The 13,948-nt window shown below is 64.4% G+C and carries 10 protein-coding genes and 1 pseudogene; 3 read left to right on the forward strand and 8 right to left on the reverse strand.

Annotated elements, in window-relative coordinates; all coding sequences use genetic code 11:
* Positions 1–79: 79 nt before the first annotated feature.
* The 3 genes and pseudogenes from L6D77_RS27660 to L6D77_RS07690 all read left to right on the forward strand — a co-directional run.
* Positions 80–1,030 (forward strand): annotated as a pseudogene (locus tag L6D77_RS27660) (methyl-accepting chemotaxis protein); the annotation flags it as partial.
* Between the two features lie 141 nt (positions 1,031–1,171).
* On the forward strand, positions 1,172–1,885 hold the full coding sequence (locus tag L6D77_RS27665; RefSeq protein ID WP_445009158.1) for a methyl-accepting chemotaxis protein: 714 nt from the start codon (positions 1,172–1,174) through the stop codon (positions 1,883–1,885).
* 142 nt (positions 1,886–2,027) lie between these two features.
* Positions 2,028–3,980 carry a methyl-accepting chemotaxis protein gene (locus L6D77_RS07690; RefSeq protein WP_232882615.1) on the forward strand — a complete coding sequence of 651 codons (1,953 nt, stop codon included), beginning with the start codon at positions 2,028–2,030 and terminating at the stop codon, positions 3,978–3,980.
* Positions 3,981–4,155: 175 nt separating this feature from the next.
* On the opposite strand, the gene L6D77_RS07695 is transcribed toward L6D77_RS07690, so the two are convergent.
* The 8 genes from L6D77_RS07695 to L6D77_RS07730 all read right to left on the reverse strand — a co-directional run.
* On the reverse strand, positions 4,156–4,890 hold the full coding sequence (locus L6D77_RS07695; RefSeq protein ID WP_232882622.1) for an amino acid ABC transporter ATP-binding protein: 735 nt from the start codon (positions 4,888–4,890) through the stop codon (positions 4,156–4,158).
* Positions 4,883–5,845 (reverse strand): amino acid ABC transporter permease, encoded by a 963-nt coding sequence (locus tag L6D77_RS07700; protein ID WP_194789841.1) that lies wholly within the window; start codon positions 5,843–5,845, stop codon positions 4,883–4,885. Before L6D77_RS07700 ends, L6D77_RS07695 begins: the two co-directional genes overlap by 8 nt.
* Before the next feature lie 225 nt (positions 5,846–6,070).
* Complete coding sequence (locus tag L6D77_RS07705; protein WP_167409836.1) at positions 6,071–6,868, reverse strand: transporter substrate-binding domain-containing protein; 798 nt, start codon at positions 6,866–6,868, stop codon at positions 6,071–6,073.
* 263 nt (positions 6,869–7,131) lie between these two features.
* Entirely contained in the window at positions 7,132–9,699 is a 2,568-nt protein-coding gene (gene mdoH, locus L6D77_RS07710) for a glucans biosynthesis glucosyltransferase MdoH (protein ID WP_232882616.1), read from the reverse strand.
* Positions 9,692–11,371 (reverse strand): glucan biosynthesis protein G, encoded by a 1,680-nt coding sequence (locus L6D77_RS07715; protein ID WP_232882623.1) that lies wholly within the window; start codon positions 11,369–11,371, stop codon positions 9,692–9,694. The genes mdoH and L6D77_RS07715 overlap by 8 nt, the downstream gene beginning before the upstream one ends.
* A 320-nt stretch (positions 11,372–11,691) precedes the next feature.
* Positions 11,692–12,129: a D-aminoacyl-tRNA deacylase gene (dtd, locus tag L6D77_RS07720; RefSeq protein WP_232882617.1), complete on the reverse strand. Its 438-nt coding sequence runs from the start codon at positions 12,127–12,129 to the stop codon at positions 11,692–11,694.
* The gene (gene pip / locus L6D77_RS07725) at positions 12,126–13,097 is read right to left on the reverse strand and encodes a prolyl aminopeptidase (protein WP_232882618.1); all 972 of its coding nucleotides are present in this window, start codon (positions 13,095–13,097) and stop codon (positions 12,126–12,128) included. The genes dtd and pip overlap by 4 nt, the downstream gene beginning before the upstream one ends.
* 498 nt (positions 13,098–13,595) lie before the next feature.
* Positions 13,596–13,948: transposase (locus L6D77_RS07730; RefSeq protein ID WP_236170032.1), on the reverse strand; the 353-nt coding region annotated here is incomplete at its 5' end.

The following is a 13,948-nucleotide window of genomic DNA, read 5'->3' on the forward strand; positions in this document are numbered from 1 at the left end:
TGTAAGCGTCAATCGCAAATTGGGGATCGGCTTCGGCCTGGTGCTGCTGCTCACCCTGGGTATCACCTTCACCGGGTGGATGGGCATCGACAGCGTGACCAGCCGGGGCGATAAGCTCGGTAATATCTCGGTGATCCACCAGTACACCCAGGACCTGCGCCTTGCTCGCCAGCAGTACGAGCGCAACCGCGACGAGGCCTCGGTGGCCGAGCTGGACAAAGCCCTGGCCAACCTCGAACGCCAGGTACAGCTGATGCTCGGCCAGATCGAGCAGCCCGCCGACCGCCAGCGCCTTGACCAGCAACAGGACGCCATACGCCAATACCAACAGGCCTTTAGCGAGCTCAAGCAGGCCGGCCAGCGCCGCGAAGCCAGCCGTGGCCTGCTGGGCGACAGCGCCGACAAGGCCGCTGCGCTGATCGGCAAAGCCCAGCAGCGCCTGCTGCAGGGCGGCGATATCCAGCAATACCAACAAACGGTGGAAACCAGCGCCTTGCTGCAACAGGCGCGCTTCCAGGTGCGCGGCTACACCTACAGCGGCAAGGCCGAGTTCCAGCAGACCGCGCTCACCGCCATCGACCAGGCCATGGCCGTGCTCAAGGCCTTGCCGGCCAAGCTCCCCGCCGAGTACGCCGCCAGCCTCGACGATGCCAGCGAAGCCCTGGCTGCCTACCGTGACGCGGTGAACCAGTTCGGCAGTGCCCAGTCCGCCAGCGAACAGGCCCTGCAGCGCATGGCCGCCCAAGGCCAGCTGCTGCTCAGCACCAGCCAGGAAATGACCCTGTCGCAGACCCAGGTCCGCGACCTGGGCACCCAACAGGCCAAGACCCTGCTCGCCGGTGCCACCGCCCTGGCCCTGCTGCTGGGTGTGCTGGCCGCATTGGCCATCACCCGGCAGATCATCGTGCCCCTGCGCCAGACCCTGACCGCTGCCGAGCGCGTGGCCAATGGCGACCTCAGCCAGGACCTGCAGGCGGACCGGCGCGACGAGCTGGGCCAGTTGCAAGCCAGCATGCAGCGCATGACCCAGGGCCTGCGCCAGTTGATCAGCGGCATCGGCGATGGCGTGACGCAGATCGCCAGCGCCGCCGAAGAGCTGTCGGCAGTGACCGAGCAGACCAGCGCCGGGGTGAACAACCAGAAAGTCGAGACCGACCAGGTGGCCACGGCCATGAATGAGATGGCCGCCACGGTGCAGGAAGTCGCACGCAACGCCGAGCAGGCCTCGGAAGCGGCGCTGATGGCCGACCAGCAGGCCCGCGAGGGCGACAAGGTCGTCAGCGAGGCGATCACCCAGATCGAACGCCTGGCCCATGAAGTGGAGAACTCCAGCGAGGCAATGAACCAGCTCAAGGCCGAAAGCGACAAGATCGGCAGCGTGCTCGACGTGATCAAGTCGGTCGCACAACAGACCAACCTGCTGGCACTCAATGCCGCCATCGAAGCCGCCCGTGCCGGCGAAGCCGGGCGCGGTTTCGCCGTGGTCGCCGACGAGGTGCGCAGCCTGGCCCAGCGCACCCAGCAGTCGACCGAAGAGATCGAAGCACTGATCGCCGGCCTGCAAAATGGCACCCAGCGCGTGGCCAGCGTGATGGACAGCAGCCGCAGCCTCACCGACAGCAGCGTCGAGCTGACCCGCCGCGCCGGCGGTTCGCTGGATACCATCACCCGCACCGTGTCGTCGATCCAGGCGATGAACCAGCAGATCGCCACCGCTGCCGAGCAGCAGAGTGCGGTGGCCGAGGAGATCAACCGCAGCGTGATGAACGTACGCGATATCTCCGACCAAACCTCCGCCGCCAGTGAAGAGACCGCCAGTTCCAGCGTCGAGTTGGCACGGCTGGGCACCCATCTGCAGGGTCTGGTCGCCAAGTTCCGGTTGTAACAGTGCTCGCGTAAATTTCGCAGGACGCTTCCAAGGTGAAATTTCCTAGCCTCCACTAGGAAATTTCCCGCGCGATTTGCAGGTCCAGTCCGACCCCACTCCGGCCGATGAGCACTCTGTCATCACTCACCGGAGATCCACCATGCTCGGACCGCTCAACCGCCTGCTCGGCCACCTCAGCGTGCGCCTGAAACTGGCCCTCGGCTTTGCCGTGGTACTGCTGCTCACCCTGCTGACCACCCTGACCGGCTGGCAGGCCCTGAGTGATGCCATCGATCGCTCGGAGAAGCTCAGCCAGATCGCCCAGCTCAACGAGCTCAGCAAGGACCTGCGTGCCGAACGCATCACCTTCCGCGTGCTCAACGACGATCAAAGCCGCACGCAGCTTGGCCAGACCATCACGCAGCTCGAAGCCTTGATCGAAACCATGCGCCCACGCTACCTGTCCCCGGAGAACGTGCGCCTGATCGCCGAGAAGCGCGATTACGTCGCACGCTACCGGGCCGACTTCGAAAAATTGCAGCAGGCTGTGGCCACACGCCAGCAGCAAAGCACAGCCCTGCAGCATCAAGAATCCGAGCAGGACAAGCACATCAGCGCCCTGCAAGCTGAACTGGTCAAGCGCTTGAGCCAGCTCGACCAACCGGCCGCCCAGGGCCAGGCACTCACCCTCATCGATACACTCAACCGCCATGTGGAAATGGCCAACCAGCGCGCCGCCATCCCCGCCTACTACAGCGAACCGCTGCAAGCCTTCGAGGATGTCGGCCAACCCGCCATGGATGCAGCGCAAGCCACGCTCGGGCAACTTGACCAGCTGGTACGGCGCCTGGGCCTGGATGAACGCCTGACCGCCCCCGTGACTGACAGCGTGGCCCGGTACCGCGAGCAGCTGCGCCAGTACGCGCGCTCAGCGATCGCCGTGGAGCTGCTGCAAAACGACATGGAGCAGCTGGGCGACCGGATCACCACCAGCAGCCGCGAACTCAGCGACAACCAGATTGCACTGCGCGACGAACAGGCGCTGGCCTCCCGCAGCCTGATGACCAGCGTCGCCCTGCTCGCCCTGCTGATCGGCAGCTTGGCGGCCTGGCTGATCAGCCAACAGATCACCGCACCGCTGAAACAGACACTGCTCCAGGCCGAACGTATCGCCAAGGGCGACTTGAGCCAGGCCGACGACGTCACCCGCAGCGACGACCTTGGGCAACTGCAAGGCAGCATGCGTAGCATGACCCTGAGCCTGCGCGAGTTGCTGGGCGGCATCGACCACGGCGTCAACCGCCTGTCACAAGCGGTGGACGAGCTGGCGACGGTCAGCGAGCAGACCCAGCAGCGGGTCGGCCAGCAGAAGGAAGAGACCGACCAGGTGGCCACGGCCATGAACCAGATGAGCGCCACCGTGCAGGAAGTGGCTCACAACGCCGAGCAAGCCTCCCAGGCCGCGACCACCGCTGATCATCAAGCACAGCTGGGCGACCAGGTGGTTGCCCAGGCCATCGAGCGTATCGAGCAATTGGCCGGGCAGATGGAGCACTGCCAGCAGGCCATGACCCACTTGGCGCAGGAGAGCCAGCGCATCGGCTCGATCCTCGATGTGATCAAGTCGGTGTCCGAGCAGACCAACCTGCTGGCCCTCAACGCGGCCATCGAAGCGGCCCGGGCCGGCGAGGCCGGCCGCGGTTTTGCCGTGGTGGCCGACGAAGTGCGCGGCCTGGCCCAGCGTACCCAGCAGTCGACCGAAGAGATCGAGCAACTGATCGGTAACCTGCACAGCGGCACCGAGCAGGTTATGGGCCTGCTCGACGACAGCAAGCGCCTTACCGGGCAAAGCGTCGAGCTCAGCCGCAAGGCCGGTGAAGCACTCGGGCAGATCACCGCGACGGTCTCGACCATCCAGGGCATGAACCAGCAGATCGCTACCGCCAGCGAAGAGCAGAGTGTGGTGGCTGAGCAGATCAACCGCAGTGTGATGAACGTGCGCGAGGTGTCGGACCAGACCAGCACGGCCAGTGAGCAGACGGCGGCGTCCAGTGTTGAGCTGGGGCAGTTGGGGCGGGAATTGCGGGGGCTGGTGGGGCGGTTCAGCCTTTAGCCTTGTGGCCTGTAGCAGCTAGCACCGTCACCTGTAGGAGCGGCCTTGTGCCGCGAAAGGGCCGCAAAGCGGCCCCGCGATCTATGTGGCGCCGCCAATACCGGGGGGCTGCTGTGCAGCCCTTTCGCGGCGCAAGGCCACTCCTACAGGGTTCGTGCAAGCCTTCAGACTGAGATCACAACACCTGGCGCAGGAAGGCCTGTGCCCGTGGATCCTGGGGCGCGTCGAAGAACTGCCCTGGCGGCGAATCCTCCAGCAGCTTGCCGTGGTCGAAGAACAGCACCCGGTCCGCCACTTCACGGGCGAAGCCCATTTCGTGGGTCACGCAGACCATGGTCATGCCCTCTTGCGCGAGGGTCTTCATCACGTCCAGCACCTCGCCGACCATCTCCGGGTCGAGCGCCGAGGTGGGCTCGTCGAACAGCATCACCTTGGGTTCCATCGCCAGGGCGCGGGCAATCGCCACCCGCTGCTGCTGGCCACCGGACAGGCGCGAGGGGTACTCGTTGGCCTTCTGCGAGATACCGACCTTCTGCAACAACGCCAGGGCCTTGGCTTCACGCTCGGCCTTGCCGCGCTTGCGCACCACCTTCTGTGCCAGGCACAGGTTCTCCAGCACGGTCATGTGCGGGAACAGGTTGAAGTGCTGGAACACCATGCCGACTTCGCGGCGGTAAGCGTTGATGTCGGTTTTCGGGTCGGCCAGCTGCAGGCCGTCGATGGCCACATGGCCCTGGTCGAAATGCTCCAGGCCGTTGAGGCAGCGCAGGAAGGTCGACTTGCCCGAACCGGACGGGCCGAGCACCACCACCACTTCGCCCTTGGCGACCTGGGTGGTGACGTTGTCCACCGCACGCACCACCTGGCCGCGGGTGTCGAAGACTTTCAGCAGGTCACGGACTTCAATCACTTTGCGCAAGCCTCCGCTCGAGCCGGCTGGCGATGTGCGACAGCGGCAGGTTGATCAGCAGGTACAGGCCTGCCACGCAGAACCAGATCTCGAAGGTCGAGAACGAAGTGGTGATGGCTTCGCGGCCGCTCTTGGTCAGCTCGGTGATGGCGATCACCGACACCAGCGAGGTGTCCTTGACCAGGCTGATGAACTGCCCGGCCAGCGGTGGCAGCACGCGCTTGAACGCTTGCGGCAGGATCACGTGGCGCATCGACTGGGCGCCGTTCAGGCCCAGCGAGCGTGCGGCTTCGTTCTGACCTTTGGCAATCGACTGCACGCCAGCGCGGACGATCTCGGCCACGTAAGCGCCAGTAAACAGCGCAAGCGCGGCGACACCAGCGAACTCGCGGCTCAGATTGAGCACGGTGCCGATGAAGAAGTAGAAGATGAAGATCTGCACCAGCAGCGGCGTGCCGCGCACCAGTTCGACGTAGACCGTGGACAGGTCGCGTAGCGTGGGGTTGCTCGACAACCGGCACAACCCGGCAAACAGGCCGATCACCAGGCCCAGGGCACCGGAGACCACCGACAGCCACAGCGTGGTCCACAGGCCCCACGCCAGCGGGCCGGCGGCCCAGTGGCGGGTGACGCCGATGGCATCGCCCTCGGCGACGTCGTCGCCACGGGCCAGCAGCATGCTGTCCTTGGCCACTTCGACCACCTGGGTGTCGCCGCTTTCATCCTTCAGGGTGACCCGGGCGTTGTCGCCGGACACCACGATTTCCTCGACCGTGCCTGGGTTGGCGGCACGCTGGGTTTCCTCGGCCTTGTAGGCGAAGTATTGCGGAACACGGTTCCAGCGCCACTCGTAGGAAATCATCGAGGTGGCCATGTACAGGCTGAACGCCAGGCCCACCAGGACCAGCGCGGTCAGCCCATGCCAGGGCCACTGTGCTTTCTTGTGTTTGATCACGTGGGGTACTTCCGTAAATGCGAAACGCGCTAGGTGAGCTTGGGTGGTGGCCAGTGAGGTTGCGTAAACTTCTTCGCGGGTAAACCCGCTCCCACAGGCATCGCAAAACCCTGTGGGAGCGGGTTTACCCGCGAAGAGGCCGGCGAATACAGCCGCTGTCCTCGACCAACCACCCTCGGCGTCACCTGCGCGTCGGGGTCAAAGCCTGGGCTTGTGGCCTGGGCCTTATTCCATTTCCTTCAGCCAGTCCTTGTTCTTGAACCACTTGTCGTGGATTCGATCGTAGGTCCCGTCATGCTTGATCTGGTGCAGGAAGTTGTTGATGAAGTTGATGCTGTCGTAGTCGCCTTTCTTCAGGCCGAAGGCCAGCGGCTCGTAGGTGAAGGGTTCTTCGAGGAACAGCAGCTTGCCGGCACCGGCCTTCTCCACCGCCACCACGTTGTAAGGGGCGTCGTAGACAAAGGCGTCGGCCTTGCCGTTGACCACGTCCATCACCGCTTCCTGCTCGTTGTCGTAGCCGTGGTACTTGGCTTTGCCGATCAGCTTCTTGGAAACCATCTCGCCGGTGGTGCCAAGCTTGGAGGTGATGCGGTACTTCTCGTTGTTCAGGTCCTTGTACGACTTGATCTCGCCTGCCAGTTCCTTGCGGATCAGCAGGGTCTGGCCGACCACGATGAAGGGTTCGCTGAAGTTCAGGCGCAGGTTGCGCTCTTGGGTCAGGGTCATGCCGCTGCCGATGAAGTCGAACTTGTCGGTGAGCAGGGCCGGGATGATGCCGTCATAGGCGGTGGAGACGGTCTCCAGCTTCACGCCCATGGACTTGGCCATGGCCTTGAGGATGTCGACTTCGAAGCCGATGATCTCGCCGCGCTTGTTGGTCATCTCGAACGGCATGTAGGTCGGGTCCATGCCGACCCGCAGGGTGCCGCGCTTGACCGCGTCGTCGATGGCGCCGGCCTGGGCGGCGGTTACCGCGATGAGCGCGGTCGCACCCACCAGCAGTCGCGACAGGTATTTCTTCATCATCACCAAGTCCCCTAGCAAGAAGTACGCAAATTTTTTTGTAGGCACGGCCTTACAGGCCGATGCGTTATGTCGGGTGGGATGCTAACGCATGCGCGGGCTGGGACCTAGGGCCGGGGGGGACTTTGTTGGCCAAAATCGAGGAGGGGCGAGGGCTTTGCCCTCGTTTCGCCGGCAAGCCGGCTCCCACAGGTATGGCGTTAGCCTTGACTCTGTGGGAGCTGGCTTGCCAGCGAAAGGGCCGCAAAGCGGCCCCAGCAGGCTCAAGCCAGGGCTGGCTGCGCCTCGTTCTCCGGATGCAACGGCAGCAGCGGCGAGTGCGGGTCGTTGTCGATCGACGCACGCCACACATCGATCCACGCCGCGTTGTGCTCGGCCCAGACCTGCCCGTGCAGGCGCGACAGTGCCACTGGGTCGCTCAGCAAGGCCAGGCGGGTGTTGCCGTCCAGGCCTTTGGGGCCCACTTCCAGCGCCTTGGCCACGCGTTCGGCACGCAGGGATTCGATCGCAGTGGACTGACCATGGCGCGCGGTGGCCATGGCGCAGGCCAGGGCGTTCTGGCGCGGGTCGACCACGGCGCGGACGAAACCGTCGTGCAGCGCGTGCCAGCGGTTCTCGTGGGTGTACTGGTCGGTGGCCAGCAGTTCCTGCGGCGTGGCGTACTCCTCGGGGATGAGGAACAGCTTCTCGTCCTTGGCCGCCAGGCCCAGGCGCGTGCGGCTGGAGATCACCGACACCGGGATCGACAGCAGCAGCGAACCAACGATCGGCGCCAGCCACCACAGGAAGCTTGGGTTCAGCCAGGCCACCAGCGCGGCCCAGGCAAAGCCCAGCAGGGTCTGTGGGCCGTGGCGACGCACCGCTTCGCTCCACGGCGTGGAGTCGTCGTCACGCTGCGGCGAGTTCCAGGTCGCGGCCCAGCCGAGGAACGCGGCCAGCACGAAACGGGTGTGGAAGATCATCCGCACCGGCGCCAGCAGCATGGAGAACAGCATCTCCATCAGCATCGACAGGGTGACCTTGATGCGCCCGCCAAACTCGGTGGCGCCCTTGGCCCAGATCAGGATGACGCTGAGCAGCTTGGGCAGGAACAGCAGCACGATGGTGGTGGAGAACAGCGCGATGGCTTTCTCCGGGTGCCACTGCGGCCACAGCGGGTAGAGCTGGAACGGCTCGATGAAGTACTGCGGCTCCATCAGGGTGTTGGTCGCCAGCAGCGCGGTCGACAGCACCAGGAACAGGAACCACAACGGCGCCGACAGGTACGACATCACCCCGGTGAGGAACACCGCACGGTGCACCGGGTGCATGCCCTTGACCAGGAACAGGCGGAAGTTCATCAGGTTGCCGTGGCACCAGCGGCGGTCACGCTTGAGCTCGTCGAGCAGGTTCGGCGGCAACTCTTCGTAGCTGCCCGGCAGGTCGTAGGCGATCCACACGCCCCAGCCGGCACGGCGCATCAGCGCGGCTTCGACGAAGTCGTGGGAGAGGATGGCCCCGGCGAACGCGCCCTTGCCCGGCAACGGCGCCAGGGCGCAGTGCTCGATGAACGGCTTCATGCGGATGATCGCGTTGTGGCCCCAGTAGTGCGACTCGCCCAGCTGCCAGAAGTGCAGGCCGGCGGTGAACAGCGGGCCGTACACGCGGGTGGCGAACTGCTGCATGCGCGCATACAGGGTGTCCATGCCCGAGGCTTTAGGGCCGGTCTGGATGATGCCGGCGTCCGGGTTGGCCTCCATCAGGCGCACCAGGCTGCTCAGGCACTCGCCACTCATGACGCTGTCGGCGTCGAGCACGACCATGTACTTGTACTCGCCACCCCAGCGACGGCAGAAGTCGTCGAGGTTGCCGCTCTTGCGCTTCACGCGGCGGCGGCGGCGGCGGTAGAAGATGCGGCCGAAGCCCTTGGCTTCACGGCACACGTCCAGCCAGGCCTGCTGTTCGGCCACGGCGATGTCGGTGTCGTTGGTGTCGCTGAGCACGAAGAAGTCGAAGCGGTCGAGGTTGCCGCTGGCAGCCACCGACTCGAAGGTGGCGCGCAGGCCGGCGAACACCCGTGGCACGTCTTCGTTGCAGATCGGCATCACCAGCGCGGTGCGCGCCTCGGCGGGGATCGGCTCGTTGCCGGCACTGCTGCCGGAAATACGGTACTTGTCACGCCCGGTGAGCAGCTCGAGGAAGCCCATCAATGCGGTCCAGAAGCCCGCCGAAACCCAGCAGAACAGGATGCCGAACAGAATCAGGATGGAAGTCTGCAGCGCATAGGGCCACACCTGTACCACGGTGTCCCACAGTGGCTGATGGACGACTTCGTCGAGGTCGACGAACGACCAGCCCTGGTACGGCAGGATGCCCTTCATGTACCAGCCGGCGACGATGGTCTGGCCGATCATCAGGGTCAGCAGGATATAGCGGCGGATCGAGCCGACCATGCGCCAGCGCGCCGGCGGCAGCTCGCGCTTGGGCGGCTGCGGGGCGTTGGTGCGGCCGGTCATGCGCCGCCACATGCGGATCAGCACGTTGGTGCGCCAGGGCTCGGGCACGACCTTGGTGCGCTTGATCGGCGGGGCGATCTTCAGGCACAGCCGCCCGCTGCCGTCGACGCCGAGCATTTCGGCCTCTTCCAGCTCGGCGGCGCTGCCTACGGTAAGGCGCGAGCCCACCGAGGCCTGCACGGCCTCGGCGGTGCCGGCGGCCGGGTTGGCCGCCAGACGTTGGTGCAGCTCGCTGAACGAGGTGCAGCGGGCGAGTTCCGCGCGCTGCTCGTCGCTCAGGGGGAGGTGGGCCAGGTATTCGCCAAGCGATTCCGGCCTTGCGCTTGAGTTACTCATCGGCAGGCAACTGATAGCTCCAGGTCTCGGTCAGCACTTTTTCGGTGGTGGCCGGGGTACCGGTGGTGGATGCCGCGTCGGCGGCGGGTTGCTCGGCAGCCTGCTCGGCCTTGGCTTTTTCAGCCTTGGCATGGGCGTGCTTGGCCGCGGCTTTTTCCTGCTTGGTTTCCTTGGCGGGCTTCGGTTGCTCGACCGGTACGTCACGCAGCAGTGCGGCGCGCATCTCGGTGGCCTTTTTCGGGTCCTGCACCTTCAGGCGCAGGGTGAGACGCCAGCCTTTGGTTTCGGGGTTGTAACGCAGGTTGTTCTCGACCACTTCGGCGTTGTCGCCGACGCTGACCTGGCTGCGCACGGCGGTGTCTGCCGGCAGGGCCGCCAGGTTCGGGCCGACGAAATCGACCAGCAGGGCGACGCTGCCGTCGGTCTGGCGGATCAGGTTGGACTGCTTGACGTCACCCGCGGAGCGCAGGGTCTGCTTGACCCAGCCCAGTTCCTGGGAGTGCAGCTGGTCTTCCTTGATGGTCCAGCGCAGGCGGTAGTCGTATTCGAACGGCTTGCCTGGCTCAGGCAGGGTTTCCGGGCTCCAGAACGCAACGATGTTGTCGTTGGTCTCGTCGGCGGTGGGGATTTCCACCAGGTCGACGGTGCCTTTGCCCCAGTCGCCTTTCGGCTCGATCCAGGCGCTTGGGCGCTTTTCGTATTCGTCGTCGAGGTCTTCGTAGTCGCTGAAGTCGCGCTGGCGCTGCAGCAGGCCGAAACCACGCGGGTTCTCGACGCTGAAGTTGCTCACGGCCAGGTGTTTCGGGTTGTTCAGCGGGCGCCACAGCCATTCGCCGTTGCCGGCATGGATCGCCAGGCCTTCGGAGTCGTGCAGGGCCGGGCGGTAGTTCATGATCTTCGACGGCTGGTTGGGGCCGAACAGGTACATGCTGGTCAGCGGGGCAATGCCCAGGCGGCTGACGTGGTCACGCAGGTAAACGCGCGACTTGACGTCGACCAGGGTGTCCTCGCCCGGACGCAGGGTGAGCTTGTAGGCACCGGTGGAGCGCGGCGAGTCGAGCAGCGCGTAGATCACCAGGTGCTTGTCGTTGGGCTTGGGCTTCTCGATCCAGAACTCGCGAAAGCGCGGGAACTCTTCGCCCGACGGCAGCGCTGTGTCGATGGCCAGGCCACGGGCCGACAGGCCGTAGCGATGGCCCTTGCCGACCACGCGGAAATAGCTGGCACCCAGCAGGGTCATGATCTCGTCCTGCTTGTCGGCCTTGTTGATCGGGTAGAGCACCCGGAAGCCGGCGTAGCCGAGGTTCTTGGTGGCCTCGGCGTCATGGGGCACGTCACCGAACTCGAAGCGGCTCGGGTCGTACTTGATCTCTTCGACCTTGTTGGCGGTGATCTCGTTGATGGTCACCGGCGTGTCGAAGTGCATGCCCTGGTGGTAGAACGAGAGCTTGAACGGCGTCTTGTCCTTGGCCCACTCGGCCTTCTCCTGCAGGAAGCGGATCTGCTGGTAGTCGGCGTACTTCATGTCGCGGAACACCGGCGGCAGGTTGCTCTTCGGTGCCTCGTACTTCTGGCCGGCGAGATCCTTTGCCTTGGCTGCAACATCATCCAGATTGAATGCCCACAACTGGCCCGCGCTCATCAGGCCGACCAGCGCGACGCCGGCGAGCATCGCCTTGCGCAGCCGAGTGCTGGGGATTCTTGGTGCAAAACTGGGGCTTACAATCACGAGCAATCCTCGCCGAAAACAGATCATGAAACCAACGGCCAGCGACCAATGCCGGGTTGGCGAGCACTGTTCGGACCCCGTGAGGGCGTAATGATTCCCCAAACGGATCCAGACAATACTCGAGTCAAAGTGAAACGAACCCGCGAACGCAGGTTCAAGCAGCGCGCGATTATCCAGCAGGTCGCGTTACAACGCATCAGGCTTGCGCAACTATTTATCGTACAAAACCCCTTGTTTTCCTACAAACAAGGGGTTTTTTGACCTCATATTTGTAACATAAATGTTACCGGGCCATCATTGACCAGATGCACCTGCATGTCTGCACCGAAGCGACCGCTGGCCACCACAGGGTGCTGGCGCTGTGCCTGCTGCAAAAGATAGTCGAAAAGCTCGGCACCGAGGGCCGGCGGCGCAGCCGTCGAAAAGCTCGGGCGCATGCCATTGCGGGTATCGGCCGCCAGGGTGAACTGCGACACCAGCAGCAGGCCACCGCCAACCTCCTTGAGCGAGCGGTTCATCTTGCCCTGCTCATCGCTGAATACCCGGTAGTTGAGCAGCTTGTGCAACAGTTTGTCGGCCAGCTCCGGCGAATCTTCAGGTTCGACCGCGACCAGCGCCAGCAGCCCCTGGTCGATGGCGCCGACGATCTCGCCGGCCACTTCGACCCGCGCACCGCGTACGCGCTGGATCAAGCCTTTCATGCTTCTTCCAGAGGCAGGTCGAGCAAGCGCCGGGCCATCTGGTCGGCGGCGCGCACCAGGGCGTCGGTGATACCCGGCTCGGAGGCGGCGTGACCGGCATCGCGGATTACCTTCAGCTCACTGTTCGGCCAGGCCTGGTGCAGTTCCCAGGCGTTGTCCAGCGGGCAGATCACGTCGTAGCGGCCATGCACGATCACCGCCGGCAGGTGGGCGATCTTCGGGATGTCGCGGATCAGCTGGTTTTCTTCGAGGAAGGCATTGTTGGTGAAATAGTGACATTCGATACGGGCGATCGACAGCGCACGCTGCGGCTCGGAGAAACGGTCGACCACCAGTGGGTTCGGGCGCAGCGTCGCGGTGCGGCCTTCCCAGGTGGACCAGGCCTTGGCGGCGTGCATCTGGGCAATCTGGTCGTTGCCGATGAGGCGCTTGTGGAAAGCCTTGACCAGGTCGCCGCGCTCTTCCGGCGGGATCGGCGCGATATAGTCCTGCCAGTAGTCGGGGAACAGGCGGCTGGCGCCTTCCTGGTAGAACCAGCTGATTTCCTGCGGGCGGCACAGGAAGATGCCCCGCAGGATCAGGCCGTGCACGCGCTCGGGGTGGGTCTGGGCGTAGGCCAGGGCCAGGGTCGAGCCCCAGGAGCCGCCGAACAGCACCCATTTGTCTATCCCTAAGTGCTCGCGGATGCGCTCCAGGTCTTCGACCAGGTGCCAGGTGGTGTTGTTCTCCAGGCTCGCGTGGGGCGTGGAGCGGCCACAGCCGCGCTGGTCGAAGGTGATGATGCGGTACAGGTTGGGGTCGAAGTAGCAGCGGCTCTGGGCATCGCAACCGGCGCCGGGGCCACCGTGGATGAACACCACCGGCAGACCTTCCGGCGAGCCGCTTTCATCGACATACAGCACATGCGGCGCTTCCACGGCCAGATCGTGCCGGGCGTAGGGTTTGATCTGCGGGTAGAGGGTCTGCATTGCGCACTCCGTGTGAGGAATTATTCTGCCGTTGGGCATCATAAACCTGAATTGCGCGCAGAGCATGTGTCCGTGTGAAAGGTCAGGGTTTTGGGGGGCTGGCGATGGGGGCACTGGGGGAGCGTTATGCCCGGGAGGGTATGGTTTGAGATTGCATCAGGGCTGACAGGTGTTCGACGAGGGCTCTTCAGCGCCCTCAAGATCGAGCGCCGCCCGCGCGGCGCATCGCTGGCAAGCCAGCTCCCACATCTATGGTTACCCCCTTTTCTGCAATACTGTATCGAGATGTGCGTGAGTGTGGTTTGCGTCAATCTATACGGCGTCGTGTGGGAGGTCAGTCCCGCGCCTCGATGAAAGTCGCGCCCGACGAGCCTTGATATTTGTTCGGCTTCTAAAGCCGAGTGGGAGCTCAGGTTGATCGCCAGGCCGGTGTACCGTTCACGTCATCTGTGTGCAGCATCGCAAAACCAGGTGGTTACAACTCGTGTGTCCGCAGGGTCAGGCGTTCATGGCGCTTGCCCCTGCATCAAATTCGCTGTGGTGTGCGGTGATGGCCCAGGCGATGCGGGCCAGCTTGTTGGCGATAGCGCAAACCACCAGGTTGGGGTGATGAGCGCGCAGCAAGTCTTTCACCCAGTCCGCCAGCTTGCCGGTTTGGCGCTGCAGCCCCATCAAATAAACCCTCACGCACTGGATCAGCAGTCGTCGCTGATTACCATCCCCGCGCTTGCTGATTCGCCCCAAGCAAGGTTTGCCGCCCGTTGTATGTTGCCTGGGAACCAGGCCTATGGAGGCTGAGTAATCTCGTCCACAACGGAACTGCTTGCCGTCACCCAGTTCCGCAGCCAGGG

The sequence above is a fragment of the Pseudomonas parasichuanensis genome (genome assembly GCF_021601385.1).
Classification (GTDB): domain Bacteria; phylum Pseudomonadota; class Gammaproteobacteria; order Pseudomonadales; family Pseudomonadaceae; genus Aquipseudomonas; species Aquipseudomonas parasichuanensis.